Annotated in this window: 23 protein-coding genes; 16 read left to right on the forward strand and 7 right to left on the reverse strand. The window is 40.0% G+C overall.

Translation table 11 applies throughout. The annotated features are described in order from the left end of the window. The first annotated feature begins 20 nt into the window (after positions 1 to 20). A complete protein-coding gene (locus HCN_RS04435) occupies positions 21 to 842 on the forward strand; it encodes a tRNA (5-methylaminomethyl-2-thiouridine)(34)-methyltransferase MnmD (RefSeq protein WP_014666683.1) in 822 nt (273 codons plus the stop codon). A 443-nt stretch (positions 843 to 1,285) separates the two neighbouring features. On the opposite strand, the gene HCN_RS04440 is transcribed toward HCN_RS04435, so the two are convergent. Both HCN_RS04440 and HCN_RS04445 read right to left on the reverse strand, forming a co-directional pair. Then, entirely contained in the window at positions 1,286 to 3,187 is a 1,902-nt protein-coding gene (locus HCN_RS04440) for a motility associated factor glycosyltransferase family protein (RefSeq protein ID WP_014666684.1), read from the reverse strand. A gap of 42 nt (positions 3,188 to 3,229) precedes the next feature. Continuing rightward, positions 3,230 to 4,774: a flagellin B gene (locus HCN_RS04445; protein WP_002956760.1), complete on the reverse strand. Its 1,545-nt coding sequence runs from the start codon at positions 4,772 to 4,774 to the stop codon at positions 3,230 to 3,232. A gap of 157 nt (positions 4,775 to 4,931) precedes the next feature. Between HCN_RS04445 and topA the strand changes: the two genes are divergently transcribed. Then, the gene (gene topA, locus HCN_RS04450; protein WP_014666685.1) at positions 4,932 to 7,172 is read left to right on the forward strand and encodes a type I DNA topoisomerase; all 2,241 of its coding nucleotides are present in this window, start codon (positions 4,932 to 4,934) and stop codon (positions 7,170 to 7,172) included. Between the two features lie 169 nt (positions 7,173 to 7,341). Here the strand turns inward: topA and HCN_RS04455 are convergent, their stop codons facing one another. Next, positions 7,342 to 8,130, reverse strand: coding sequence for a histidinol-phosphatase (locus tag HCN_RS04455; RefSeq protein WP_002956758.1), 789 nt, complete (start codon positions 8,128 to 8,130; stop codon positions 7,342 to 7,344). 110 nt (positions 8,131 to 8,240) lie between these two features. On the opposite strand from HCN_RS04455, the gene HCN_RS04460 reads away from it, so the two are divergent. The 13 genes from HCN_RS04460 to hemC all read left to right on the forward strand — a co-directional run bounded on the left by HCN_RS04460 (position 8,241) and on the right by hemC (position 21,093). Then, the gene (locus HCN_RS04460) at positions 8,241 to 8,690 is read left to right on the forward strand and encodes an META domain-containing protein (RefSeq protein WP_014666686.1); all 450 of its coding nucleotides are present in this window, start codon (positions 8,241 to 8,243) and stop codon (positions 8,688 to 8,690) included. Between the two features lie 50 nt (positions 8,691 to 8,740). Next, positions 8,741 to 9,328 carry a YigZ family protein gene (locus HCN_RS04465; RefSeq protein WP_002956756.1) on the forward strand — a complete coding sequence of 196 codons (588 nt, stop codon included), beginning with the start codon at positions 8,741 to 8,743 and terminating at the stop codon, positions 9,326 to 9,328. A gap of 126 nt (positions 9,329 to 9,454) precedes the next feature. Continuing rightward, positions 9,455 to 9,895 (forward strand): protoporphyrinogen oxidase HemJ, encoded by a 441-nt coding sequence (hemJ, locus tag HCN_RS04470; protein WP_002956755.1) that lies wholly within the window; start codon positions 9,455 to 9,457, stop codon positions 9,893 to 9,895. 9 nt (positions 9,896 to 9,904) lie between these two features. Further along, positions 9,905 to 11,305, forward strand: a complete 1,401-nt coding sequence (gene argH, locus HCN_RS04475; protein ID WP_014666687.1) for an argininosuccinate lyase — start codon at positions 9,905 to 9,907, stop codon at positions 11,303 to 11,305. Next, on the forward strand, positions 11,298 to 12,059 hold the full coding sequence (gene ubiE, locus HCN_RS04480) for a bifunctional demethylmenaquinone methyltransferase/2-methoxy-6-polyprenyl-1,4-benzoquinol methylase UbiE (RefSeq protein ID WP_002956753.1): 762 nt from the start codon (positions 11,298 to 11,300) through the stop codon (positions 12,057 to 12,059). The genes argH and ubiE overlap by 8 nt, the downstream gene beginning before the upstream one ends. Before the next feature lie 282 nt (positions 12,060 to 12,341). Then, positions 12,342 to 13,829 (forward strand): malate dehydrogenase (quinone), encoded by a 1,488-nt coding sequence (gene mqo, locus HCN_RS04485; protein WP_014666688.1) that lies wholly within the window; start codon positions 12,342 to 12,344, stop codon positions 13,827 to 13,829. 236 nt (positions 13,830 to 14,065) lie between these two features. Continuing rightward, positions 14,066 to 15,367 (forward strand): histidinol dehydrogenase, encoded by a 1,302-nt coding sequence (gene hisD / locus HCN_RS04490; protein ID WP_014666689.1) that lies wholly within the window; start codon positions 14,066 to 14,068, stop codon positions 15,365 to 15,367. A 7-nt stretch (positions 15,368 to 15,374) separates the two neighbouring features. After that, positions 15,375 to 15,641: a DUF2018 family protein gene (locus tag HCN_RS04495; RefSeq protein ID WP_002956750.1), complete on the forward strand. Its 267-nt coding sequence runs from the start codon at positions 15,375 to 15,377 to the stop codon at positions 15,639 to 15,641. After that, the gene (locus tag HCN_RS04500) at positions 15,634 to 16,059 is read left to right on the forward strand and encodes a hypothetical protein (protein WP_014666690.1); all 426 of its coding nucleotides are present in this window, start codon (positions 15,634 to 15,636) and stop codon (positions 16,057 to 16,059) included. The genes HCN_RS04495 and HCN_RS04500 overlap by 8 nt, the downstream gene beginning before the upstream one ends. Next, on the forward strand, positions 16,059 to 16,970 hold the full coding sequence (locus HCN_RS04505) for a polyprenyl synthetase family protein (RefSeq protein ID WP_014666691.1): 912 nt from the start codon (positions 16,059 to 16,061) through the stop codon (positions 16,968 to 16,970). The genes HCN_RS04500 and HCN_RS04505 overlap by 1 nt, the downstream gene beginning before the upstream one ends. A gap of 16 nt (positions 16,971 to 16,986) precedes the next feature. Further along, on the forward strand, positions 16,987 to 18,333 hold the full coding sequence (gene hemA / locus HCN_RS04510; RefSeq protein ID WP_014666692.1) for a glutamyl-tRNA reductase: 1,347 nt from the start codon (positions 16,987 to 16,989) through the stop codon (positions 18,331 to 18,333). After that, positions 18,330 to 20,111 carry a proline--tRNA ligase gene (locus HCN_RS04515; protein ID WP_002956746.1) on the forward strand — a complete coding sequence of 594 codons (1,782 nt, stop codon included), beginning with the start codon at positions 18,330 to 18,332 and terminating at the stop codon, positions 20,109 to 20,111. Before hemA ends, HCN_RS04515 begins: the two co-directional genes overlap by 4 nt. A gap of 10 nt (positions 20,112 to 20,121) precedes the next feature. Then, positions 20,122 to 21,093 carry a hydroxymethylbilane synthase gene (gene hemC, locus HCN_RS04520; RefSeq protein ID WP_002956745.1) on the forward strand — a complete coding sequence of 324 codons (972 nt, stop codon included), beginning with the start codon at positions 20,122 to 20,124 and terminating at the stop codon, positions 21,091 to 21,093. A gap of 32 nt (positions 21,094 to 21,125) precedes the next feature. Here the strand turns inward: hemC and HCN_RS04525 are convergent, their stop codons facing one another. Together HCN_RS04525 and HCN_RS04530 are read right to left on the reverse strand one after the other, a co-directional pair. Beyond that, positions 21,126 to 22,010 (reverse strand): YihY family inner membrane protein, encoded by an 885-nt coding sequence (locus HCN_RS04525; RefSeq protein ID WP_014666693.1) that lies wholly within the window; start codon positions 22,008 to 22,010, stop codon positions 21,126 to 21,128. 10 nt (positions 22,011 to 22,020) lie between these two features. Beyond that, positions 22,021 to 22,866, reverse strand: coding sequence for a biotin synthase (locus HCN_RS04530; RefSeq protein ID WP_014666694.1), 846 nt, complete (start codon positions 22,864 to 22,866; stop codon positions 22,021 to 22,023). Between the two features lie 152 nt (positions 22,867 to 23,018). On the opposite strand from HCN_RS04530, the gene xseA reads away from it, so the two are divergent. After that, a complete protein-coding gene (gene xseA, locus HCN_RS04535; RefSeq protein WP_014666695.1) occupies positions 23,019 to 24,272 on the forward strand; it encodes an exodeoxyribonuclease VII large subunit in 1,254 nt (417 codons plus the stop codon). 64 nt (positions 24,273 to 24,336) lie between these two features. Here xseA and HCN_RS04540 read toward each other — a convergent pair whose 3' ends face one another. Together HCN_RS04540 and selD are read right to left on the reverse strand one after the other, a co-directional pair. After that, positions 24,337 to 25,029 carry a hypothetical protein gene (locus tag HCN_RS04540; RefSeq protein WP_002956741.1) on the reverse strand — a complete coding sequence of 231 codons (693 nt, stop codon included), beginning with the start codon at positions 25,027 to 25,029 and terminating at the stop codon, positions 24,337 to 24,339. Between the two features lie 112 nt (positions 25,030 to 25,141). Then, positions 25,142 to 26,170: a selenide, water dikinase SelD gene (selD, locus tag HCN_RS04545; protein WP_081445329.1), complete on the reverse strand. Its 1,029-nt coding sequence runs from the start codon at positions 26,168 to 26,170 to the stop codon at positions 25,142 to 25,144. Positions 26,171 to 26,226 lie beyond the last annotated feature (56 nt).

Below are 26,226 nucleotides of genomic sequence, written 5' to 3' on the forward strand. Positions count from 1 at the left end.
TTAGCTTTATAAAGTATAAAATGGATAATACAATCAGTTTTCGTCAAAGTGCCGATGGCTCTATGAGTGCGTATAATGCGAAGTTTGATGAGTGCTATCATAGCTTGAAAGATGGGGCGTTGAATGAGACGCTCTATAAACATATTTACCCCTCTTTAGCACATAGTGTAGGGTGCTTTGGCGATGCGTTAGAGAATCTACCAAATACTTCAAATACTTTATGTGTGCTTGATATATGCTTTGGTTTAGGCTATAACACCTTGACACTTTTAAGCACACTCGCAAAAGGGCAGATTCCACAACAACAGATTCCAAACAGGCAGATTCTAAAAACACCCTTTAAGGGTAAGGTGAAAATCTACTCGCCAGAAATTGATGAAAATGTATTTCGCACATTAAGGGAGCTTGCTTATCCGCCTTTTATTTGTGAGACTTTACCGCTAGAAGAGATATTAAAGCATTTTGAATCTGCTAGGCAAGTCAGTCAATATGATGGGAAAATAGGCAATATGGAATTTGAGATTTATCTTTATAAAGGCGATACACTTGTGTTTTTGGAAAATCTTAAGCGGGATTTATGCGGTGAGTTTCACATTATTTTTCAAGATGCGTTTAGCCCTAAGAAAAATCCAACTCTATGGAGCAAGGAATATTTTGCCTTGCTTTATCGTCTTTTACACCCACAGGGCATTATCACCACTTATTCCCAAAGCAGGGCAGTGCGGGAAAACGCCATAAATGCGGGATTTAGAGTATATGACTATAAGGCAAATAATGTTCGTGGAAGTAGCCTTATAAGCAAAGAATCTTTGAATTTAGAAAAACTTAAGGAGATAAAATAAAATCGCAATTTAGTATAGAGAGTGCCTCGCTACCCTAGCATAGCCATTAAACATAAAATCAAAAAATAATGAAAGTTAAAGAGAAAGTGATACAATGCCTTTTTGAGGTTGTCCTTAAGAGGTGGCAGCCTCTTAAGTGATAGCCTACTTTATTGTAAAGGAGGCTAGAATGGATAAGATTTACTCCAAAATCTTAGCTACCATTATACTACTATGTCTTATAGTAGTCAAGTGTTGCTAAGATTATCCACGCTCTGCCCTTTGACTAGGGGGCAGGGCAGTCTTATCCAACCTCTTAACCAGTCGCCTTTTGTATTTTATGCTATTGCAAGTTTTTTTGTTTTGGCATTGCCTTTTGGTGCTTATATGGCTTATGCTTTATCATTTGTTTGAATCTACGATAGTATCTTGCAATGAGGAATATGAGAATCTTAAAAAAAACTTTACACTTCCCAAGTTTCATACGCTTTTTTCACAACCTCAATCACACTATCCATACCACCAGCAAGGGAGAAAAGCCAATATTTGTGTGCATAAATAAGCTCGGCTTGTTTCTTAAGCTTAGATTCTTCACTATTTGTAGGCATAACAAGAATCTTAGCAATATCCATTTCTTGATGAAAGATATAAGATTGTATCGCGTCCATAAAGCATTCTCTAAACCGCCTATTATCAAACAAATCTTTAACTTTTTGGATTCTATCAATGCACTTTTCTAACTCTTTTAAATCTAGCTCATCTAATCGCCCCTCTTTATTGAGCAGCTCAAATCGCTCTGTGAGTGCGGCTACTTCCAAAAACACTTCTTCAACAAATGCCTTGTCTTTTAGCCCAAGTTCAATCCAATCCAGTGTCTTTTGTCGCACTTTTTTAAGATTTGCTTCATACATTTCTTGCGTGGGGTAGGTGAGTTTTATAGGCTGCTTTTTATGCGAAGTGTCAATGAGTTTAATAGATTCGGCAAATGGAATCTCCTTTGTCCCAGCGATTCTAGCTCCGCCTTCAGTTGCGTTAATCACTTCAATGGGGTAGGGGGTATTAGCAATATCGCGTTCATAGAATGTTAAAAATAGCTTCCACACGATTGTAGATTCTACCTCGCCTCCACCGCCATATTTTTCCACCATAACCTTTTGCCCCTTTTGCTCTATGGCTTTGGGATTTATCTCATTTGCACCATACACAGCATTTTTAGCGTGAGAAGTGCCATCTTCCCCAAAGGCTAAATCCTGCCCGATGATAATGCAGCGTTTGAATCTAGCGTGAGCGACTAGCTCATAAGCCATATTTGCCGCACTCATACCAATACCCAAATACCCATATTCAGCAATCTCAAAATAATTCGTATAGCCAAATGGACGCAGTGAGTATTGCACCAAATCCCCTTGCAGTGCGTCTTTTAGCCTTTTATGCACGATAGAAGTAATCGCAAAGACTATGCCCTCCCTTGCCTCCTTTGGCGTCTCTTCATAGAATCTTGCCGTTGGCTCTACGCGTTCTAATGAAAAGACAATATCAGGCTTAATACCCTCCCTTATGAGAATAGGCAATGAAGCGTCAATGCAAAAGATAGTCGCATAGTCTTGAATCTGCTTTAAAAGCGGAAGTTGTTTGCTAAGGCTTGGACCGGTGGCTACGATAATAGCTGTATCTCTGCCTTTAATCTGTGCGAGTAAATCAAGCAAAGTCGGGCTTTGAATCACGCTTGGGAGATTTTGTATATGCTGTTGAATACCAACAATAGAATCTCGGCTATCATTCCCCACACTGATGACACTATGCTCAATAGCACGGATAAAAAGCTGATTGATTTTGATATATAAATCCGCATAAGCGTTATAATAGGCATTAAACAAATGCAAATCATAGACTTTGGAGTAAATTTTCGCATCACGATTAGTGGAGAATAAAATATCAATGCGTGTGAAATCCACACTTGTCGCATCAAGAAACATAATGCGTTGCTCTAAAATATCTTTGCTAAAATCCATAAAATGCAGCACAATAAAAAGTAGCTCTAATTCCGGCTCAAGCACGACTATGCGTTTAAGTAGCTCATTTTGTAACAAAACCTTAAACAGCACACCATTGCCTACACCAAAAAAATATAAATATGGATAGTGTGAGTATGCTCCAAACTCGGCGATTTTGGCATTTGTCTCGTCAAGGGGATTGTGTTGAAATAAAGGCGTATTTGTGCGTTTATCAATGATATTAATATTTAAAACATCACTGCCTTGAAACACTTCATAGTTTTGATTTGGAGTAAAATCTTTAAGCTTTAAGGCAAGAGCGGGGGAACGCACCGCCAAAGCTGAAAGATTAAGAGAGAAAAAATCCTGCATAGCGTATTCTTAAAGTTTTAGGTTATTAGAACTTTAGGGCGATTATTGAAGCAGTCTAAGAACATTTTGTTGCACGGCATTAGCTTGAGCCATAGCGAAGCTACCACTTTGTGCCAAAACATTATGCTTAGAGAATGTCGCAGATTCTGAAGCAAAATCCACATCGCGGATTTGAGATTCTGCAGCTTTGACATTAACTTGCGTAACAGAGACATTGTTGATTGTTGAAACAAGCTGAATCTGTGCTGAACCAATATCTGCCCTAAGCTTATCGAGCTGAATCCGTGCAGATTCTGCCATATCCATAACAACCATCGCTCCCTTAAGGCTTGTAACCCCAGCACCAATACCATCAAAATGCAGGTTTGCTTGAGCGACATTGGCATTTGCCCCACAGGCTGAAGCGATATTAGCGTCCATTTCTCCACGCACAGAGCGGAGATTAGCCGTGTATTCTGAAATGCCTTGTGCGGAGTGAAATCCTATGTGGCTAAAGTTTATCCCGCTTACAATAATATCTCTTGCATCTGTTCTAATAAGTGTCAAACGCCCCACAATGGCGTGATCTGTCCCGGAGATTCCAGCAAAGTTCCCTCCACCAAAGACTTTACCGCTATCGCCCTCTGTTTGAATGGAAATTGCTCGTCCATCAAGGCTACGCACATTTATCCGCCCTGTAATATCTGTGTAAGCCTCACAGCCTGTTCTTTCTTTGATTGAATTTATCGCATTAAGCAAACGCCCATCGGAGTCGTTTTTACGCACATCATTAACATTCCCAATCGTTACACCATTGATGACAAGCCCACGCACCGTTCCAGATAAAACCGGCACATCACCTGTTGCCATAACATTCCACGCAGCACGCACTCCTAGTGTATCGGCGTGTTTGTTAATAACTTCTGTGAGAACACCAATGCCTGTCCCAGCGGAAGTAGAGATTTTTACCGTTTCAAGTTCAAAATCGTGCTTTCCATCAACTTGGCGGAATTTTAGCATTACTTCACTTAGGTTGTTTGCAGCACCAGAGGCAAGCATTCCCTCCCCTGCAAAGGAGCTACTCTCCATTCTCACATGTCCTATTTTATCCGAGCTTGTTGGACCAATAGAGGCTTTGACCGTTGTATTTGAGTAAGCACCGATTTGAAATTCTTTATTTGAAAATGCACCGGAAAGCATTTGCTGTCCGTTGTAGCTTGTAGTGTTGGCGATATTGTCTAGCTCCTCTAAAAGGCGGATAATATCACTTTGCAATGCCTTTCTTGTTTCTGTGCTTTGCCCATCTTGTGCGGCTTGAATGGCTTTAGTCTTAATGGTATCTAAGATTTTAAGCTGCTCGTCCATTGCCTTATCAGCTACTTGAATCATACCAATAGCGTCGTTGGCATTTCTTACAGCTTGTCCCAAGCTCTCACTTTGACTTCGCAAACTATCGGCAATCGCCATACCTGAAGCGTCATCTGCGGCTTTATTTAGTCGCAAACCAGAGCTTAGCTTTTCAAGTGAGCTATGCAGACTTCTATTATTTTGCACACCAATGGTGTGGGCAGTTAGGGCGGAGATGTTTGTGTTTATCCTAAAACTCATTTTTGCATCCTTTGCTAAAGTTCTTTTTGTTTATGCCGATTAAGCAAAAGACATTCCAATTTTTACAGATTCTATTTTGCTTTTTTAGTAGAAATTCTATTTAGAATCTGTGCTAAAATCCGCTTTTACTTTTTATATGGAACTAGGGGCTTATCTTATGAAAGACTTAATCATCGTAGAATCACCGGCTAAAGCAAAAACAATCAAACATTTTTTAGGGGATAAATATGAAGTCCTTGCATCAAAAGGACATATTAGAGATTTGCCAAAATATAGCTTTGGCATAGAGATTGAAAATCAGCATTTCACGCCACAATACACTATCAGTAAAGACCACACTGAAATTGTTGAAAAGATAAAACAAGCCCACAAAAAAGCAAAAACAACCTACATCGCAACCGATGAAGATAGAGAGGGTGAGGCGATAGGCTACCATATTACACAGGCTTTGAAGCGTCCTTATGATGAGTTTCCGCGTATTGTTTTCCACGAAATTACTAAAAATGCCATTACGCATTCCCTGCAGAATCCTAGGAAAATTGATATGGCAAGGGTGAATGCACAACAGGCTAGAAGACTGCTTGATAGAATCGTAGGCTTTAAGCTCTCACAACTTATGAACTCTAAGATTCAAAAAGGGCTATCAGCTGGGCGTGTGCAAAGTGCGGCGTTAAAAATTATTGTGGATAGAGAAAGGGAGATAGAAGCTTTTAAGCCGACAATTTATTTCAATATAGGGGCGATTTTTGCCACACAGGGCGGAGAAAAAAATAGCGATATAGAATCTGAACTCATCGTGTATAATCAAAAGCTAGAAAAGCTCTCACTCCAAGATTCTAAAGTTGTGGAGCAGATGTGTGAAAATATTAAAAGAGAGCAATTTTACATTAAAGAAATCACTACAAAAAGTAAGAAAACGCCCACCCCTCCGCCTTTTATGACTTCTACATTACAGCAGAGTGCTTCAAGTCTGCTTGGCTACTCGCCCACACGCACGATGAGTATCGCTCAAAGGCTTTATGAAGGAGTGAATACGAGCTTTGGGACGATGGGGGTTATCACCTATATGAGAACAGATAGTCTTAATATCGCTAAGGAAGCCAAAGATTCAGCAAGAGAGCTACTTTTAAAAACTTATGGCAAGGAATATGTCCCTACAAAAACTAAAAACTACAGCACAAAATCAAAAGCTGCCCAAGAAGCCCACGAAGCTATCCGCCCCACAAATCTAGCCTTTACTCCGCAACTTGCCAAAGACTATTTAAAACCAGATGAGCTAAAAATCTATACCCTAATCTACAATCGCTTCCTTGCTTCGCAAAGCCAAGATGCGGTGTTTGAGACGCAAAATATTCTTTTTGCTTCAAATGGGGCAAATGATGAGATTGTTTTCAAAGCAAGTGGGCGAAAACTTGTGTTTGATGGATTTTATAAAATTATGGGGAGTGATGATAAGGATAAACTTTTGCCCGAGTGTAAGCAGGGGCAAAGTGTAGTGCTAAAAGAAGTTAAAAGTGAGCAAAAATCCACTGAGCCTTCCCCTAGATATTCCGAAGCGAGTATTATTAAAAGTATGGAGAGCCTAGGTATAGGGCGTCCATCAACCTACGCACCAACAATTGCCCTGCTTGTGAATAGGGAGTATGTGAGGGTTGAAAAAAAGCAGCTTGTGCCGCAAGAGAGTGCCTTTAAAGCCACAGCTATGCTTGAAGAAAATTTTAATGAGATTGTAGATTCGCATTTTAGCGCAGGGCTTGAAGATAAGCTTGATGAAATCGCACAGGAGCATATAGATTGGCAGGTGGTGCTTTGGGATTTTTATGATCCATTTATCAAAAAAATAGAATCTGGGAAGAAAAATATCACTTCGCAAAAGGTGAGTATCCCCACAGGTGAAATGTGTCCGCAATGTGGCAAGGAACTAGTGCAGCGGCAAAGTCGCTATGGAGAATTTATCGCGTGTAGTGGCTACCCAAAATGCAAATACATTAAGCCTAGTGAGACTAAGCCACAAGAGAATGAGCAAGGGGATTCTAAGGTGTATGGGGAATGTGAGAAATGTGGTAAGCCTATGGTAAAGAAGTTTGGGCGGAATGGAGAGTTTATCGCGTGCAGTGGCTATCCAAAGTGTAAGAATACAAAATCGCTTCAAAACAAGGCAGAGCCAAAGAGTGTGGAGGGTGTGGCGTGTCCGGAATGTGGAGGGGAGATCGTGCAGAGATTTAGCCGCAGGGGAGCATTCTTTGGCTGTAAGAATTACCCAAAATGTAGTTTTATCTCAAAGTTTCAGCCTATTGGCGATAGATGTGAAAAATGCGGTGGGGCAATGTGCGAAAGGGAATATCGCAAAAAGCAAATGCATGAGTGCCTGAAATGTAAGGACAGAGTGGAGATTTAATCTAGCTTTAGAGCGATTAAAGTTAGCCGAAAAGAGATTTGAGAGATTCTAGCTTTTATAGGTGGCTTAAAAGCTAGAATCTTGGTGGTGTTGAAAGCTTGAAAATTTTAGTGCGGAAGCTTTGTAGTTTGTTGTTTTTTACATTAGGGTTTGAAACAAATAAAATCCGCTAGATTCTCACACTCACAGGTTGTTTGTTTGTAAAATACAAGGCGTGGGTGTAGCCGATACTTTTGGCTAAATGACATAGCTTTTCATAGCCAAAGCCTATATGCTCTAAAGCGTGAGCGTCTGAACCAAAAGTAATGGGAATGCCCTTTTTGTAGGCTTTTTGCAAAATCTGTGCTGATGGGTAGGCTTCTTTGATAGGCTTTCGCAGTCCGGCTGGGTTTAGCTCTATGGCGAGATGATTGTCAGCAATGGATTCTAAAGCAAGATTAAGATTAGGGATTTGAGAATCTGGAAGCGTGTGTCCAAAGAGTTTCAATAAATCTATGTGTCCAACGATTTGAAAAAGCCCTGTTTGTGCCATTTGTGCGATAGAATGGAGATACTTTTCCCAACATTGCTCCATATTGATTTGAGCGTATTTGCCGATAAACTCGGGATTATCAAAGCCCCAATTATCCAAGAAATGCACCGAGCCGATGAGATAATCAAAGGGGTATTCTAGCACTTGAGATTCTATAAGATACTCTTTATTTGAAATATAATCCACTTCTAAGCCACAGAGAATGTGAATCTGCCCTTGATAGTTGGTTTTAAAGCTTTCTATCTTTTCACAATAGCTTGGTAGCTCATCTTTAGACATACGATATGCTTCATCAAATGCCATAGGTGCGTGACAGGAAAAGCCAAAGACATCAATCTTTTTTTGTACCGCAAGGGCGATGTATTCCTCCATAGTTCCTGTGGCGTGGCGACAAAGGGTTGTGTGATTATGTAGGTCAATACGCATATTTTGCCTTTGTTGTGTGGGGTTTGTTTGCAATGGGATTCTATAATGGCAGACTTACAAATGGCTTAGATTCCAAATATTACTTCAAATTATTACCAGGGAGTTGTTGAATGAAAATTTTACATTTATGCTTGAAAGTTATTGTGCTTGTGGTGGCTTTGATGTCAGTGCAGGGGTGTTTTGTGGATTTGGTAAGGCAAGAGAATAAAGAAAATCTTTTAGAATCTAAAAAGCAATGGTATGTGTCCAAGATTATCTTACGCGACGGGCACGAGCTAAAGCCTATATGGGAGGGTGCAAAATCTACGATGAGCTTTGATGCTGATGAAAATCGTATTTTTGGCGTGGGTGTGTGTAATAACTACTTTGCCACCTTTGCTTTAAAAAGCAAAAAGCTACAAGTGAGCGGGATAGGCTCATCTCGGCGTATGTGTGAAGAGAATGAGGGAATGAATTATGAATTTTGGTTTTTTAAAGCACTTGATGGGGAATTTGCTATCAAAAAAAGAGGTGGCAAAATGGAGCTAAAAGGGGCAGGGGCGACTTATTATTTAGAATAGTATTTGTTTTTTTGCGTGATGATAAAGCGTGATTTATTGAAAGTAATACGATGAAAACTCTACATTCTCATATACAGGGGAGTTTTGAAAGCAAGGGGTCAAAATTTTTAGCTTTTCTACTACCTTATAGTGAGTTTGAATCTACCCTTGCTTTGCTGAAGCAAGAACATCTTAAGGCGGTGCATTTTGTGAGTGCGACGCGACATTTGAATGAGTTTAATCAGATTCTAGAATCTTTTGATGATGATGGAGAGCCAAAGGGGAGTAGCGGAATGCCGAGCTTGAAAGTTTTGCGTGGGGAAGAGCTGATTAATGTTGGTGTGATTATAGTGCGGTATTTTGGCGGAACATTGCTAGGTGTGGGAGGGCTTGTTAGAGCTTATACAAATGCGGTGAAAGACGCCATAGATGGAGCAAAGTCTCAAGGGCTTTTGGAGAATTTTGTCTTATGTGAATCCGTGTGTTTTGAGATTGAGTATGCTTTGCTTTCACAATGTGAGTATATGGCAAGGAAGCTAGGCGTTGAGCTAAGAAAAGAAACTTTTTTGGAAAATGGCATTAAGGTGCGAGTGCAAGGGGAAGGGGATAAGATAGAGAGTGTGCGTGCGACATTTGATAGATGTAAGTTTGATAAATGAAATTTAATGTGAAATTTTAAGTGGGGCGGATAAAAGCCTATTCATTCAAAATAAGTATAATGCCGACTTTAAGATTCTACATTTTGTAAAGATTCTAAAAGGCAAGATTCTAAGTAGGGAGTAAAAATGGAGTATTTGTATATCAAGGCGTTTCATATTGTGGTGCTTGTATCGTGGATGGCTATGTTGTTTTATCTGCCACGATTATTTGTGTATCACGCTACACATAGGGATAATGCGGATTTTGTAGAGATTGTCAAACTTCAAGAGATAAGGTTATTTAAATTTATCGGTATGCCTGCAATGGTGCTGACACTTGCCACAGGTGTAGCGATGATAGCTTTGAGTCCAAGTTTGCTAAAACCCGCAGATTCTGGAATCTGGCTTCATATCAAGCTTACAATCGTGCTGTTGCTTGTGGTGTATCACTTTGCTTGTGGATATTTTATTAAAACTTTAGGGAATGGCTCGTGTAAGAAGTCGCATACATTTTTTAGAATCTATAATGAGATTCCTACAATCGCCCTTATTGTCATTGCGTTTTTAGCAGTGTGTAAGCCTTTTTAGGAGGGAATTATGGCAAAGCTTTGGGGAGGGCGATTTGAGCTAGAATCTAGCTCACTTTTAGAAGAGTTTAATGCTTCAATTTTATTTGATAAGATTTTGTGGCGTGAGGATATACAAGGCTCAAAAGCCCACGCTCAAATGCTTGAAAAAATCGGTGTTTTAAATAAAGATGAACTAGCACAGATTTTACAAGGGCTTGAATCTATCGCACAGGAAATAGAATCTGGTGATTTTAGCTTTAAGATAAGCGATGAAGACATACATATGGCAATAGAATCTGCCTTAACAAAGCATATCGGTGAAGTGGGCAAGAAACTTCACACCGCAAGATCTCGTAATGATCAAGTGGCGGTGGATTTTCGGCTCTTTGTGCTAAGAAATAATAAAGAGATTAGGATTTTGCTTTTAGATCTTATGCAAACACTTTTAGACATTGCACAAGAGCATACACAAAGCATTATGCCCGGAATGACACATTTGCAACACGCCCAACCCATTAACTTTGGCTTTCATCTCGTAGCGTGGGCGTGTAACTTTAAGCGAGATGTGGAGCGTTTGGAAGATGATTTTAAGCGGAATAATTTTTGTCCGCTTGGCAGTGGGGCGTTAGCTGGGACGCCTTATGGGAATGACAGGGAGTTTTTAGCTCAAACGCTTGGCTTTGCAAAGCCTACGCTTAATGCAATGGATTCAGTAAGTGATAGGGACTTTGCCCTTGATATGCTTTATAGCCTATCAATGATTGCTATGCACCTATCGCGTGTGGCTGAAGAGCTGGTGCTATGGAGCAGTGCGGAGTTTAAGTTTATATCCCTTAGCGATGCGTATGCGACAGGAAGCTCCATTATGCCCCAAAAGAAAAATCCCGATGTGCCTGAACTCCTGCGTGGGAAAAGTGGGCGAGTGTATGGCTCACTCATAGGACTGCTTAGCGTGATGAAAGCTTTGCCTTTTGCCTACAATAAGGACACGCAAGAAGATAAAGAGGGCGTGTTTGATGCGATTAAAAATGTAAAAATTTCTTTGCGAATTGCTAAGGAGTGCATTCAAACTATGACAATCCATACAGAAAATATGGCAAAAATGGCAAAATGCGGACATTTGAGTGCGACTGATTTGGCGGATTTTTTGGTGCGTGAATGTGGCGTAGCATTTAGAGATGCACATCATATCACAGGGCAGGTTGTAGCGTATGCGGAGCATAAGGGCGTGGATATAAGTGAGTTAGCTGAATCTGAAATTTTAAGTATAGATTCTAGGATAAAGGCAGGGGTAAAGGCAGTGCTAAGTTTAGAATCTTCTATGAACGCAAGAGACACACTAGGCGGGACTTCAAGCAAACAAACACAGACTCAAATAAATGAGCTTATGGGCTTTGTAGCACAAAGATTAAAGGAAAGTAATGGATAAGCAAAATCTTCACAGCACAGCTCCACAAGAAAAGCAAGAAAAAATTGTCAATATGTTTGATGAGATTGCCCCAAGCTATGATAAGGCAAATCGTGTGATGAGCCTAGGCATTGATGTGAGTTGGCGTGTGAGTGCGTGTAAAAAGGCGTTTGAGGCGTTGGGAAAGGAAAATATTGAATGTGTACTTGATGTAGCTTGTGGCACGGGCGATATGCTTTGGCATTGGCAAAATGAAGCCAACAAGGCACAAAAGCATATTGCACATTTGCGTGGGATAGATCCATCAAGTGGTATGCTTGAAGTGGCTCATCAAAAGCTAGAGACATTGCTGAAGCAGGGGAGTCTTAGGCTTGAGAAGGGCGAGGCAAAGGCGTTAAATATAGAATCTCAAAGTGTAGATATTCTCTCAATCGCTTATGGATTGCGGAATGTTGTGGCACTTGAAGAAGCATTAGATGAGTTTGTGCGTGTTTTGAAGCCCGGTGGTGTGATTGTGATTTTGGAATTTATGAATAACGAGAAAAGGGGCATTTTTGATTCTCTTATGCGATTTTATACCTCTAAGATTCTGCCTTTAGTGGGTGGGCTTGTGTCAAAAAACTATGCGGCATATAAATATTTGCCAGATTCTATACAGCATTTTGTAAGCAGTGAAAAACTCGCACAGAAGCTTTTAGATAGGGGCGTGAAAAGCTACTTCGTAAAGTCATATAGTGCGAATATTTCCACATTGTATGTGGGCGTAAAAATTTAGTGAAGCTTTAATTTTAGCCTTAGAATCTTCTCTCAAGTCTCACGGGAGAGTTCAGCAAATGTGGTAAATTCTCCCATTTTTCTAAAGCAAGTATGTAAAAAAGTGATTTTGGTAACAAAGTTATTCTTTTATTTTACTTTTTTTTATACTCATTTACAAAAATGTCCTAACATAAAGAGAACTTCAAATGCAGGTTCAATACATAATAATCCCCTAACGCACAAAGCATTTAAGCTTATATAAGCCTAGCCCAAAGCGTGAATATAAGGAAGGAACAAGGAAATGAGCGAGGATTCAGAAGTAGTTTTAGTTGGTGGAGGGATTATGAGCTTGACATTAGCAGCAATGCTAAAAGAGCTTAAGCCTTCAGCACATATTAGTGTATATGAAATGCTTGATGATGTGGCGTTGGAAAGCAGTATGGTATGGAACAACGCTGGGACAGGACATCAGGCACTTTGTGAGTTAAACTACACGCCAAAAAAAGAAGATGGTAGCATTGATATTTCAAAAGCGGTAAGAATTAATCAGCAATATGAGCTTAGCAAGGAGTTTTGGGCATATTGTGTAGAAACTGGAATCTTAAAAGAACCACAGACTTTTTTAAATCCCGTGCCACATTTAAGCTTTGTGGTGGATCATATCGTGCCGTATTTAAAGCAACGCTACGAGACACTTACATCAAGCTGTCCGCTTTTTAAAAATATGATTTATTCCGAAGATAAAGAGCAGATTAAGCAATGGGCTCCGCTTTTGCTTGAAGGGCGAGATACGAATCAGCCCATTGCTGCGACATATATGCAGGAAGGCACAGATGTGGATTTTGGCGAGATTGTAAGGCAGTTTAAAGAAAAGCTTAGCCAAAAGGATAACTTTAATGTTTATGTGAATCACAAAGTGCAAAATCTTATCAAGCAGGGCAATGCTTGGCTCTTAGATGTGCTAGATACAAAGAGTGGAGAAAAAAAGCAAGTTAAGGCGAAATTTGTATTTTTAGGTGCAGGTGGTGGATCGTTTCCATTATTGCAAAAAAGTGGCATACCCGAAGGGCGTGGCTATGGTGGATTCCCTGTGGGTGGGCTGTGGCTTGTGTGTAAAAATCGCGATGTTATTGATAAGCATAATGCAAAGATATATGGCAAGGCGTCTATTGGCGATCCACCGATGTCAGTGCCACATTTGGATACGCGTATTATTCAAGGTAAAAAAGAGTTGCTTTTTGGTCCATATGCGGGATTTAATACGAAGTTCTTAAAACACGGCAGTTTGCTTGATTTCCCTATGTCTGTGCGTTTGAGTAACTTTTTGCCTATGTTTCAAGCAGGTATTGATAATGTGCCTTTGACGATTTATTTGATTAAGCAGATTCTAATGTCAAACAAGCAGAGAATGCGTAAGCTTCATGTGTTTTTCCCTGATGCGAAGCTGGAGGATTGGGAGGCGTTATTTGCTGGACAAAGGGTGCAGATTATCAAAAAAGATAGCAAGGGCAGGGGAAGTTTGCAATTTGGTACGGAAGTTATCACTTCAAGTGATGGAAGCTTGGCAGCATTGCTTGGAGCATCGCCGGGAGCTTCAACAGCTGCGGATATTATGCTACAAGTGCTTGAGCGATGTTTTGGTGAAGAGATGAAAAGTAGTGAATGGAAAGATAAACTTGCCGAGATGATACCATCATATAAACGACCATTGGAGGAGAAAATCACGCATTTTAACGAGTGGCGTTCCAAAACAGCCCAGATTCTCAAAATGCCTTTTTGTGCGATTTAGCCTCAAATCCGCTTTTCCCACAGCTAAGATTCTAGGTTATATGCTTAGAATCTTAGCTCATTAAATTCCCACATTGAGTTAGTTGATACGATAAAACACTCCAAAATCTTGAATCTTGCGTTGAGTGAAACAAAATAAGTATTTAAGAATTTGTTTGATAAGCCCTTGAGTAAGTGGGCGTTTGTTTAGAGTTGCCATATATAATTCTCATTTACTTTTTGATTATGGGGAAAAGAATGAAAATCCTTGATACGCATACTTGTGAGTTTGATAAAGAATTTGCAAAGATTCTAGAGCGTGGCAAGATGGATATGGGAGAGGTTTCATCTATCGTGCAGAGTATCCTTGAAGAGATAAAAAATGAAGGTTTTGGAGCTTTGCAAAGGCATATTGCTCGTTTTGATAAGTGGGAAGCAAAAAGTTTGCAGGATTTGCAAATCTCTCAAACGCAGTGTGCCAAAGCCTATGATGATTTGCCAAAAGATTTAAAAAATGCTCTGCATTTAGCCTATGATAGAATCTACGCCTTTCATCAAAAGCAAAAACAGCAAACTTGGATTGATTGTGAGCTAAATGGCACTATGCTTGGATCCAAGCTTACACCTATGGAGCGTGCGGGGCTATATATCCCCGGTGGCAAGGCTGCCTACCCAAGCTCGGTGCTTATGAATGCAATCCCTGCTATTGTTGCTGGTGTTAAGGAGATTGTGCTTTGTTCTCCTGCTCCACATAATGAGCTTAATCCACTTCTTTTAGCAGCCCTGCATTTATGTAATATTACAGAATCTTATAAAGTCGGTGGGGCAAGTGCCATAGGGCTTATGGCGTATGGGATTGATGGGGTGAAAAAGGCAGATGTTATCACAGGTCCGGGCAATATTTTTGTCGCTTGTGCGAAGAAGCTTGTGTTTGGTGAAGTTAATATTGATATGGTGGCAGGTCCTAGTGAAATAGCCATAATCGCCGATAAGAGTGCAAACCCGCAATATGTGGCTTATGATTTACTCTCTCAAGCTGAACACGATGAAATGGCAAGCTCCATTCTTATAAGCGATGATATAGGCTTGATTGAAAAGGTAAAAGCACAGATAGATGAGATTCTGCCTACAATGCCTCGCTATGAGATTGCTAAAAAAAGCATTGAAAATCGTTCCGTTTTGATATATACGCGTGATATAAATGAAAGCATAGAAATAGCAAATGCTCTAGCGGCTGAACATTTGGAGATTCTAACGCATTCACCTTTTGATGTATTGCCTTATATCAAACACGCTGGAGCGATATTTTTAGGGGAGTATTCAAGTGAGCCTATTGGCGATTATCTCGCTGGTCCCAACCATACGCTGCCAACGGGTGGTAGTGCGAGATTCTTTTCTCCTTTGAGCGTGGAGCATTTTATGAAAAGAAGCTCTATTATCTCATTTTCACGCAATGCGTTAAAGCAAATGGGAGAATCTTGTGCGATTTTAGCAGAATGTGAATCTCTCCACGCTCACGCACAAGCAGTTTTAAAAAGACTAGATTCTATAAAGGAGTAGGGCAGATATGGAAGATGCGTTTTTTGAGGGAAGTCCATTACAAAAGTGGCAGGAAATTATCCGCAATGCTTCGCCCACTTTAGTTGGATTGGAATTAGAGCGGTTATTAGAACGCGTGGTGGTGTATGAGGCACTTTTGGAGCAAAAGGGTGTAGATGTAGATAAAGCCTTTAAGGCGTATTATTTTGATGAGACGCGTAAAGAAGAGATAGAAAGTGGCAAACAGAATCTTGCAATAACTTCTATGGCAACTATATTGGGAAATTATGAATAAAACAAAGTTTGTCTTTATTGTGTGGGCTGTGTTTTTTATGGCACAAGCTTATGGGGCGATTCCACAATGGAGCTGGGAGAAGAGTCTTGAGCTTAAAAAAGAGCAGGTGTATAGTGCGAATTTTGACTTAGGTAATGTGCAAAAAAAGCTAGAGTTCCGCTGGACATTGTTTAAAAATCAAGGGCTTGTGTTGCATATCCGCTATGATAAGTTTAATCATCAAGTTGTGTTGTATAAAGACTATCAACGCAATGCTTTTAGAATCCCGCTTGCTAGGGGGGACAATACGCTTAAAGACGATCCGCAGCTACTTTTGTATTTTAAAGATTTTGCTGATAAGAAGGCACATTTGAAGCTGTATATTGAGGGGCTTGGCGTATCTGTGCTTGATGAAAATCTCTCACAAGGAGTGGATTGATGGGCTTGGAATTTGCGTTGGAGCGGATTAAGGCGTATATTGATATGTATATCAAGGAATGTGGCAATGATGAAGTGCTGAATCTTAGCTCTCATCTTAGCCAAGGTAAAATGCTACGAAGTAAGCTTTTACTCGCTATTAGCGGTGTGAGTGAAGATTCTTTAAGGGCGTGTGCGTTAATAGAGATGATTCAAAGTGCTTCACTTTTGCACGATGATGTGATTGATGAGGCACAAACACGGCGACAAAAGCCATCAATCAATGCTCTTTTTGGGAATAAAAATGCCATTATGTTAGGTGATGTGCTGTATTCTAAGGCGTTTTATGAGCTAAGCTGCCTTGATGTGCGATTAGCCCAAAGTGTGTCTTCAGCGGTGGTGAGACTATCCATTGGCGAGATTGAAGATGTTTCACTTGCTTCAAGATTCCATATTGATAAACAAGCTTATATCAAAATGTGTGGGAATAAAACCGCTGCTCTTATTGTCGCAGCAGCGGAGTGCGGAGCAATACTCAAGGGGCTAAATAAAAATATATATAGAATCTATGGCGAAAATCTAGGTATTGCCTTTCAAATTATTGATGATATTTTAGACTTCACACAAGATTCTAAAACGCTTGGCAAACCTTCAATGAGCGATTTTAAGGAAGGTAAGGTAACGCTACCGCTTATGCTTATGTATGAAAAGCTAGATGAAAATGAGCGTGAGATCGTGCAAGGTTTATGGGCAACAGAATTAAGTGAAGAGCAAGAGATTTGGATAAAAGTGCGAATGCAAAAACACAATGCTATCTCTCAAAGCATAGATGAAGCAAAAGTATATGCCAACAAAGCCCTTATGGCTGTGGCAAATGAGAGTAATGCCAAACTACAAGAGATTATCACGCAGATGATTGAGCGGACATTTTAAGGGTGTAGGGGTGGATATGCAAAGACAAGAAGAACAAAAAACGCAATATATGGTTATAAGTTTTTCACATAAAAATACAGATATTGCTATGCGTGAAAAGCTCAACATCACTCAAGCTAAGATTCTACCCTTTTTACAAGAAATAAATGAAAGTGAAAGCATAAGTGAAAGCATTTTGCTTTGCACTTGTAATCGCATTGAAATTTATGTGAGTATGTATGATAGGAAAATAGCTAGAAGCCACATATACGCTACTTTAGCAAAATACACAGGCTTAGATTCTGCACTCATAGAGCAAAATGCCATTGTGCGTTTAAATGAATATGCGATTTATCATATTTTTGGTGTGGCTTCAAGCCTTGATAGCCTCGTGGTGGGTGAAACGCAGATTACAGGGCAGCTCAAAAATGCCTATAAACTCTCTTTTGACAACAAACTATGTGGTAAGGATATGACGCGTTTAATGCACTTTGCCTTTAAATGTGCGGCAAATGTGCGGCAGGAGACGGATATTTCAGCCCATAGTGTGTCGGTGGCTTCCACAGCGGTGCGTATGGCAGAGCATAAGCTTAAGCAAATGGGGCAGAATCTAGATTCTACTCACGCCCTAGTCATTGGCAGTGGGGAAATGGGACGCCTTGCGTGTAAGCATTTATTAAATGCAGGAGCGAAAATCACACTGATCTCTCGCACAAAGCAAAACGCTTATAATCTTGCTAAAGAGTTAGATTCTAAGAATGTTAATATAGAATCTTTTGAAAATCTCTTTCAAATTCTCAATAGCTTTACTTTGCTTTTTAGTGCGACAAGTGCGACAGAGTGTGTTATTAAAGCAGATATGGTAAAAGCATCTCAAGTCAAGCGTTTATGGTTTGACTTAGCCCTGCCGCGTGATATAGAATCTGTAAAAATGGCGGATTTGGAGATTTTTTGCGTTGATGATTTGCAAGAGATTGTCAAAGAGCATAAGGGTGTGCGTGATAAGAGTGCTAAAGAAGCACATAAGATTCTAGAATCTTATACGAGAGATTTTTTTACTTGGTTGCAGACTTTGAGTGTTGAGCCTATAATCAAACATATCCGCTATTTAGCTAAGCAATCTTCGCTCAAAGAGCTTGATAGGGCGATTAAGAAAGGATTTTTACCAAGTGAGTATCGTCAAAATGTAGAAAAGATTCTGCACGGGGCGTTTAATAGCTTTTTGCATAATCCCACGATGAGACTAAAACAGGCAAGTGAAAGTCATCAGGGCGATCCTATCATTGAAGCGATGAAAAGTATGTTTGATATTGGCGATGAAGTTGTTATGTTAAGTAACTACAAATGCGAAAAAGACACCACAATTGTAAAGGAAGATATATGAGATTTTCACAGCTTTTTGTTAATACCTTAAAAGAAGCCCCAAAAGATGCCCTGCTAAAAAGTCATCAATATCTTGTGCGAGGTGGGTTTATCCAGCAGGTGGGCAGTGGGATTTATAACTTTTTACCACTTGGAAAAAAGCTCCTTGATAAAGTGCGTTTTATCATTAAGGAAGAAATGGATATAACAAACGCACAGGAGATTCTAATGGGTTTTGTTACCCCTGCGGATTTATGGCGTGAATCTGGGCGATATGAAAAGTATGGGCGAGAGCTTTTGCGGCTTGTGGATAGGAAAGAGAATGAGTTTGTGCTAGGACCTACGCACGAAGAGGTGGTAACTTTCATTGCTAAAAATGGTGTGAAAAGCTATAAGCAACTTCCCGTTCATCTTTATCAAATTCATACGAAGTTCCGCGATGAAGTGCGTCCGCGTTTTGGGCTTATGCGTGGGCGTGAATTTATTATGAAGGACGGATATAGCTTTCATAGTAGCTTTGAAGATTTGGATAGAGAGTTTGATGTAATGGAGCAAACTTATAAAAAAATCTTAGAACGCATAGGTGTGGATTTTAAAATTGTAGAGGCGGATTCTGGGGCGATTGGCGGGAGTGGAAGCAAGGAATTTATGGTGCTAGCTCCTTGTGGGGAAGATACGATTGTAGTGTGTAAAAACTGCGAGTATGGGGCAAATATTGAGATAAGCTCAAGGGCTTTGCGTCTCTCCCCTCGTCCAAGTGAGCTAAAATATGATGAAAATCCGCCAAAAGCGGAGTTTGGGCGATTCTACACGCCAAATGTGAAAAGCATAGAATCTTTAAGCGAGTTTTTTAAAGTGGATAGATTCTATCTTTTAAAAGCTGTTGTGAAAAAGGCGTTAAGGGCTGATGGGAGCTTTGAGCTTGTGTATGGCTTTGTGCGGGGTGATGATGAGATTGAAGAGACAAAATTACTCAACACCATTAATCGTGTGGATAGCTCCTTTATAAGCCTAGAAGATGCAGAATCTAGCGAGATAGCACAAGCTGGAAAAAATGGCGTGCTAGAGGTTGGGTTTATAGGACCTTATGGCTTGGGGTATATTACGCAAAGTAGCCATATTTATTTTGATGAGAGTTTAAGAGAAGCTAAGGGGCTTATTTGTGGAGCGAATGAAAAGGATTATCACTTTGTGGGTGTGGATTTAGACACATTTGAAAATCTTAACTTTGCAGACTTAGCTCAAACACAAGAGGGGGATTTGTGTCCTAAATGTAATGGGGAGTTGTATTACACAAAGGGCATTGAAGTGGGACATATCTTTAAGCTTGGCACGAAGTATTCTCACGCGATGAACGCACAATTTTTGGATAAGGACGGCAAGGCGCAGGATTTGATTATGGGGTGCTATGGCTTTGGCGTATCTAGAATCTTACCGGCAATTTTGGAGCAAAAAAGCGATGAGCTAGGCTGTGTGTGGGGTAAAGAAGTTAAGGTTTTTGATTTAGCCATTATTATTTCAAATGTCAAAGATATAGCACAAAGTGAGTTTGCTACAAAAATCTATGAAGAGTGCAAGGCTAGGGGCATAGATGTCTTGCTTGATGATAGAGATGAGCGATTTGGTGTAAAGATGAAAGACTTTGAATTACTTGGATTTTCATTTGCTTTGATTGTGGGCAAGGGCTTAAATGAGGGACGATTAGAGCTTATTAAGCGTGAAGGGTTAAAAAAGTTTGAGCTTCAATGCGATGAAAACATACTTGAAAATCTGCTTGGGATTCTAGGGCGGAATAGCTAAGGGGGTAAAAATGCAAAATGTTGCGGATAGAAAACTTATCATCGGCACACGCGGAAGTGCGTTGGCATTGTGGCAAGCTCAATATGTGAAAAATCGCTTGAAAGATGAATGTCGGCTAGATTCAGAATTTAAGATTATCAAAACGCAAGGCGATAAAATACTTGATGTGCCATTGGCAAAAATCGGTGGCAAGGGGCTTTTCACAAAGGAGCTAGAACAAAAGCTTTTGGATAAAGAGATTGATTTAGCTGTGCATAGCTTAAAAGATGTGCCTGTGGAGATATTGCCCTTGCTTGATTTGGCGGCAATTACAGAGCGAGAGGATTGCAGGGATTGTTTTTTAAGTATGAAATATGAGAGTTTAGAATCTTTGTCGCAAGGTGCTAGGGTGGGGACAACTTCACTTCGCCGCTCTATGCAGATTAAAGCTTTTCGTGCGGATTTGGATACGCTAAGTTTGCGTGGGAATATACAAACGCGTTTAGAAAAGCTCAAAAATGGCGTATTTGATGCGATTATCTTAGCTCAAGCGGGTGTAAAGCGGCTAGGCATTGATGTGAAAAAAAATGATATGGGGATTTGCCATATTGTGCCTTTGGATTTTATGATACCTGCTATGGGACAGGGGGCTTTGGGTATTGAGATGAGAAAGGATAGCCCATATTTTGAGACTATCTCAAGGCTTACACATAAGAGAAGTGCGTTGTGTGTGAGTGCGGAACGCTCTTTTGTGCGGGAACTTGAGGGTGGCTGTCAAGTGCCAATAGGTGTGCAAGCAATGTATGAAAATGGGATTTTAAGGCTTAGGGCTATGGTGGGATTGCCAAATGGGCAGGAAATTTTGCAGGAGAGCTTGGAGGATTCTATATTGGAAGAAGACAAGGCAAAGGCAGAATCTCTTGGTAAAAATCTCGCTCAAAGCTTTATTGCTAAAGGGGCCAAGGAGATTCTATCTCGTGCAAGAGATATGGCATTTGCGTAACAAAATTGATTTTTAGATAACAAAGTCAACTTTCACACTTCTGTTGATGTGAAGCCGTATTTTTCTTCAAGTGTTTTGCCAAAGTTTGTCCCAAAGCCCTCGCAAAATCGCATTCCATAGAGCAATACAAACCACGAGATATAAATCCATAACATCATAAAAAGAAAAATAGAGATAGGTCCATAGACGCTTTTGTAAGTCTCATTATAAAAGACATAATACACAAAGCCCCATTTTGTGATAAGCCAAACCGCTGTGGTAAGCACACTAGAGACAAGCAGGGCTAGAATCTTCAAAGGCTTGTTGGCTGAAAGCTTAAAAAGCAAGAAAAACATAATCCAAGTCAGCAGATAAGGGATTAAATCAAAAAGCACACTTAAATCCGCAGTGCCTTTGAGTGTCTTTTGCACCTCGCCACTAAAGTAGATTGAAAAGGCTAAAACCACAGGAAAAAGTGTAATCATTGTCCAATACATAACAAGTGAGTCAAAAAACTTTCTAGGCGTGGAGTTAAACATCTTTGCAGCGATGTATTCGTAGTTACGAAAAAACATAATTGACGCAATAAGTGTATAGCCAAGCCCCATCATACCCAGAGCAGAGCTGTTTTGCATAAAAGTATCAAGATAGCTAGAAATGACTTCAGTGTGCGTTGGTAGGATATTTGAAAGGATAAGGGTGCGGATTTGCTCAATTTGGGATTGGAAGTTTGGGAGATTCACAAAGATAGAAAAGAAAATCATTAATAGTGGGATAATGGCAAAAATGGTATAAAAGCTTAGAGATGCCGCATAAAAGCTTAGCTCCTTATCGGCTACGAAGTTCCAAATGCTTTTGAGTTTATCCCAGACAAGAGTAAAAACCTCTTGAGTCTTACCTAGAAATGTGCGGATAAGCTTGTCTTTTTGTATATTCATTTATTCTCCTTTAGTGGCAGTGTGCGGCTGGAATATAGCCATAAGATTTTAAAAGCTCAATATCTTCTTGTGGGGCTTTGCCATCTGTGGTGAGATAGTCCCCTAGCACAATGGCGTTAATCCCCGCTTCATACAGGGGCTTTTGATTATCACCAAAGATGACTTCACGCCCACCAGCTATCATAAGACGCGTATTTGGGAGATACTCTCTAGCAAGGGTAACGCACTCTAGGGCTTCATCTTGGCTCAATGTCTGCGGGGGCAGGGGCAAAGCGTCATTAGGGATATAAAAATTAATCGGTGAGCTATGTGGAGATAGAATCTGCAAAGACTTTAAAAGCTCAATCCTATCGCTCCAGCTCTCCCCTAAGCCAAAGATTCCACCAGAACATAAGCCTAGCTCGGCTTTGAGTGTGTTTTCACAAGTTTCAAATCGCTCCTGCCAAGTGTGTGTGGTGCAGATATGCGGAAAAAAATCTTTGGAGGTTTCAAGGTTGTGATTGTAGCTATCTACACCTTGTAATTTAAGATATTTGAGCGATTCCAAATCCGCACTGCCACAACACGCGATGATATGTAGCCCCAAATCAGCTTGTTTAATGGCGTGTGCGACTTTAGCAATGTATTCACATTTTTGAGAATCTAGACTGCGACCAGCAGTAACCAAGCAAAAGCCCAAAGCCCCAAACTCCCGCAATGCCTTTGCTTCTTGTAAAATTTTATCAATACTTTTATTTTTATAACGCTGAATCTGTGTGCCATAATGCACACTTTGTGTGCAGTATTTGCAGTCTTCTGGGCAGTCTCCGGATGCGACATTGCAAATAGAACAAAGGAAAATCTCATTATCTGTCATAATAAACCTTTGATTTTAAGATAGTTTTAGGAAATGTGATGTCATTATAGCAAAAATGCCATAGATTTATGGCAAAAGTCTTTAAAAGTTAGCCTGTGGTAGAATCTGTGATAAGTCAATATAAAACAACAACTATTCATCAAGGAAGTTTAATGAAAGCTTTGAAGGTCAGTGAGCTAAACACACAGATAAAAGCGATTTTGGAGCAGACTTTTTTAGATGTGTGTGTGCAAGGCGAGATTAGCGGTGTTAAGGTGCATACGAGCGGACATATTTATTTAAGCATTAAAGATGAGGATTCAAATATCAAATGTGTGATGTTTAAGGGAAATGCAAGGGGGTTAAAGATTACGCTTGAAGTGGGGCAGAGTATCGTCATTATGGGGAGCGTGAGTGTCTATACACAAAAAGGGGAATATCAGATTCTATGTAAAAGCATTACTCTTGCGGGGGTTGGCGAGTTTGCCTTGGCATTTGAAAATCTTAAAAATAAGCTTCAAACTAAGGGCTATTTTGAATCTTTTCACAAAAAGCCTATGCCGAAGTTTCCCAAACGCATTGCCCTGCTGACTTCAGCCACCGGAGCGGCAAAAGAAGATATGCTAAAAGTGGCTCAAAAAAGATGGAATCTCGTGCATATCACGCTTTTTGATACGCTCGTGCAAGGGGAGAATGCTAAGGAATGTATTGTAGCAAATTTAGCTTTAGCCGATAGCTTTTTTGGCACAAAGGAGGGCTTTGATGTGATTGTGCTAGGGCGAGGTGGAGGCAGTATGGAAGATATGTGGGCGTTTAATGAAGAGTGTGTGGCAGAGGCGATATACAGGGCTAAAACACCCATTATATCGGCTGTGGGACACGAAGTAGATGTATTTATTAGCGATTTTGTAGCGGATTTACGAGCGCCTACACCTTCAGCGGCGATGGAAATGCTTTTGCCCGATAAGTTTGAATTTTTGCGGATTATTGATGAGATGATGAGTGCGTATTCTAGCGTGTTTGAAAGGTATTTGGGGCAGAAGCAGAGATTGATAGGGCAACTCAAGGAGTATTTTAAACTCTATAATTTTCAATCGCAATATATAAACAAAAGAGAGCAGATTCAGGCTCTAGGGCAAATATTTGTGGAAAATTTTAGAAATATTTTAGAAAAAAAGCAAGGAGAGATTGAAAGGGTAAAAATGCTTATAGATGTGGCATTTGAAAGAAAGCTCACTCACGCACAAATGGAATGTGAGCGGCTTTTTGAAGCCTTAAAAGCGAGTAATCCACGCTCACTATGTAAGAACGGATACGCACAAATAAGCAAGGAGCAAAAAGTCTGCGTTTTACAAGATATTGCTGTAAATGAAGTGTTTGAACTTAGTGATTTAGATTTGCATATATTTGCTAAACGCGTGAAATAGGGCAAAACAGATAGATGATAGGGCAAATAGGATTAGATTCAACACTGTGTTCTAAAGTAGAATCCTAGCGTGTACTGCCCACAGATGTAATGTGGGTTTTTGTCCTAAAGACAGGGATTGAGTTCCAAATAAATACAAGAAGTAAGCGTTGAGCGTCTTCTATATTCATAAACTTATACTTAATTAGCACCTTGCAGGTAAGAAACTCAAAATATGACTTGCCCACACCCTTATCATCAAGATAGGCTTTTTCAAAATCGCCACCAAAATACCGTGCAACATTGCTGATATTGATTTCCTTTTGGGCGAGAGTTTTAAGATAATCATCCGGAGAAGTGCTAGGGGGGAATTTACTTACGCGTGAAACAAGAAAAGTGATAAGTTTTTCTTCAATGCCCTTAATGAGATCTAGGAATACAACGCTATTTTTATCTACATTTTCTCTTATGCGGATAGCTTTTTCAAGGGTTTCTGGCTTTGAGCCTTTGAGTAGGACAGAGGCGATTTGCGTGATTTTTGGCTCTGATAAGATATTGATGACATATTGCTTATTTGCCCTGCCACTAGTGTAGGAACGCTTGATACTATCAATGGCTTTATCAAGATTATCAGCTTCAAACATAGCGTTAAAAATAGCAAATTCCTCTTTGGCAAGGAGATTTTGCAGATCATCTTTATAGTTTTGATTTGCTACAAAACCCTCTTCTTTGAGAACATAAAACTTCCGCACCAAAGTGTTTATCATATTAAACTGCATAGTATTCTCCAAGCCCAATAAGATTCTAGTTGAGAACATCGGCAGAATCTATGAAGAATTAATGAAATCCTTGTTTTTACTCTCTTTTGTGTGATGTCAATCTAGTTTTGTTTTAGCCTAAAATAATAGCCTTTTCTCGCTTGGGTAGAATCTCACCAACAATATTTGCATAAGCGATTCCAGCCTTGCGTAAGTCATAGGCAAATGCTTTAGCTTGAGCAAATGGCAGGGCAAAGAGTAATCCGCCAGAAGTTTGTGCGTCATAGTAAAAAATATCATCATCTATTTGTGATTGAATCTGCACTTGATGGGACAAGGCATTTTTATTTTCATACGAGCCACCCGGCACAATTCCCATTTTTGACAGCTCTTTTGTATTTTCAAAAAGTGGAATCTGTGTCGTGTAAAAAAGTATGCTTTTATCATAAGGAGAATTTTGCGTGGAATCTGGCAAAGGATAAGATGATTTTTTTATCATATTTGCACGACACATCTCAAGTGCGTGTCCTATAAGCCCAAAGCCTGTAATGTCAGTGCAAGCGTGAATCTCATAGTTTTGAGCGACTTGCATTGCATAGAGATTAAGCATTGCCATTGATTTTATAACTTCTTCTTGATTGTGAAGCATTCTTGCTTTAATTGCCGTGGTGAGAATCCCACTCCCAAGCGGCTTCGTCAGCACTAAGACATCACCTTCTCGTGCGGTATTATTCCGCCAGATTCTATTCTTATGCACCACTCCATTGACAGAAAGTCCATATTTCTGCTCGGTATCTTTAATCGTATGTCCGCCAAGAAGCAATGCTCCAGATTCGGTAATCTTATCTAGCCCACCTTTTAAAATAGCATTTGCTACTTTGACATCAAAATGTGTGCTATCCCACATCAGCAGATTTAAAGCACTTTTTGCAATACCCCCCATAGCAAAAATATCGCTTAACGCATTTGCCGCAGCAATTTGCCCATAAATATAAGGATCATCAACCACAGGCGTGATAAAATCCACACTTGAAAGCATAGCGTATTCATCATTTTCATTATAGAGTATAACGCCACAATCTTCATTGTTTTCAAACCCTGCAAGTAACAATGGACTTGGCTTTTGGGTGAGTTGGCTAGAGATTTGTGACAGATCTTCCAGACCGACTTTAGCCGCTCACCCAGCACATTGAATATGTTGCGTTAAATCTGAATCTG

This window comes from Helicobacter cinaedi PAGU611, from assembly GCF_000284635.1.
In the GTDB taxonomy this organism is placed as follows: domain Bacteria; phylum Campylobacterota; class Campylobacteria; order Campylobacterales; family Helicobacteraceae; genus Helicobacter_C; species Helicobacter_C cinaedi.

Bases quoted from the DNA above. Each gene is read 5' to 3' on its own strand.
- HCN_RS04435 (WP_014666683.1), top strand. From the start codon at position 21: ATGGATAATACAATCAGTTTTCGTCAAAGTGCCGATGGCTCTATGAGT.
- HCN_RS04440 (WP_014666684.1), bottom strand. From the start codon at position 3,187: ATGCAGGATTTTTTCTCTCTTAATCTTTCAGCTTTGGCGGTGCGTTCC.
- HCN_RS04445 (WP_002956760.1), bottom strand. From the start codon at position 4,774: ATGAGTTTTAGGATAAACACAAACATCTCCGCCCTAACTGCCCACACC.
- topA (WP_014666685.1), top strand. From the start codon at position 4,932: ATGAAAGACTTAATCATCGTAGAATCACCGGCTAAAGCAAAAACAATC.
- HCN_RS04455 (WP_002956758.1), bottom strand. From the start codon at position 8,130: ATGCGTATTGACCTACATAATCACACAACCCTTTGTCGCCACGCCACA.
- HCN_RS04460 (WP_014666686.1), top strand. From the start codon at position 8,241: ATGAAAATTTTACATTTATGCTTGAAAGTTATTGTGCTTGTGGTGGCT.
- HCN_RS04465 (WP_002956756.1), top strand. From the start codon at position 8,741: ATGAAAACTCTACATTCTCATATACAGGGGAGTTTTGAAAGCAAGGGG.
- hemJ (WP_002956755.1), top strand. From the start codon at position 9,455: ATGGAGTATTTGTATATCAAGGCGTTTCATATTGTGGTGCTTGTATCG.
- argH (WP_014666687.1), top strand. From the start codon at position 9,905: ATGGCAAAGCTTTGGGGAGGGCGATTTGAGCTAGAATCTAGCTCACTT.
- ubiE (WP_002956753.1), top strand. From the start codon at position 11,298: ATGGATAAGCAAAATCTTCACAGCACAGCTCCACAAGAAAAGCAAGAA.
- mqo (WP_014666688.1), top strand. From the start codon at position 12,342: ATGAGCGAGGATTCAGAAGTAGTTTTAGTTGGTGGAGGGATTATGAGC.
- hisD (WP_014666689.1), top strand. From the start codon at position 14,066: ATGAAAATCCTTGATACGCATACTTGTGAGTTTGATAAAGAATTTGCA.
- HCN_RS04495 (WP_002956750.1), top strand. From the start codon at position 15,375: ATGGAAGATGCGTTTTTTGAGGGAAGTCCATTACAAAAGTGGCAGGAA.
- HCN_RS04500 (WP_014666690.1), top strand. From the start codon at position 15,634: ATGAATAAAACAAAGTTTGTCTTTATTGTGTGGGCTGTGTTTTTTATG.
- HCN_RS04505 (WP_014666691.1), top strand. From the start codon at position 16,059: ATGGGCTTGGAATTTGCGTTGGAGCGGATTAAGGCGTATATTGATATG.
- hemA (WP_014666692.1), top strand. From the start codon at position 16,987: ATGCAAAGACAAGAAGAACAAAAAACGCAATATATGGTTATAAGTTTT.
- HCN_RS04515 (WP_002956746.1), top strand. From the start codon at position 18,330: ATGAGATTTTCACAGCTTTTTGTTAATACCTTAAAAGAAGCCCCAAAA.
- hemC (WP_002956745.1), top strand. From the start codon at position 20,122: ATGCAAAATGTTGCGGATAGAAAACTTATCATCGGCACACGCGGAAGT.
- HCN_RS04525 (WP_014666693.1), bottom strand. From the start codon at position 22,010: ATGAATATACAAAAAGACAAGCTTATCCGCACATTTCTAGGTAAGACT.
- HCN_RS04530 (WP_014666694.1), bottom strand. From the start codon at position 22,866: ATGACAGATAATGAGATTTTCCTTTGTTCTATTTGCAATGTCGCATCC.
- xseA (WP_014666695.1), top strand. From the start codon at position 23,019: ATGAAAGCTTTGAAGGTCAGTGAGCTAAACACACAGATAAAAGCGATT.
- HCN_RS04540 (WP_002956741.1), bottom strand. From the start codon at position 25,029: ATGCAGTTTAATATGATAAACACTTTGGTGCGGAAGTTTTATGTTCTC.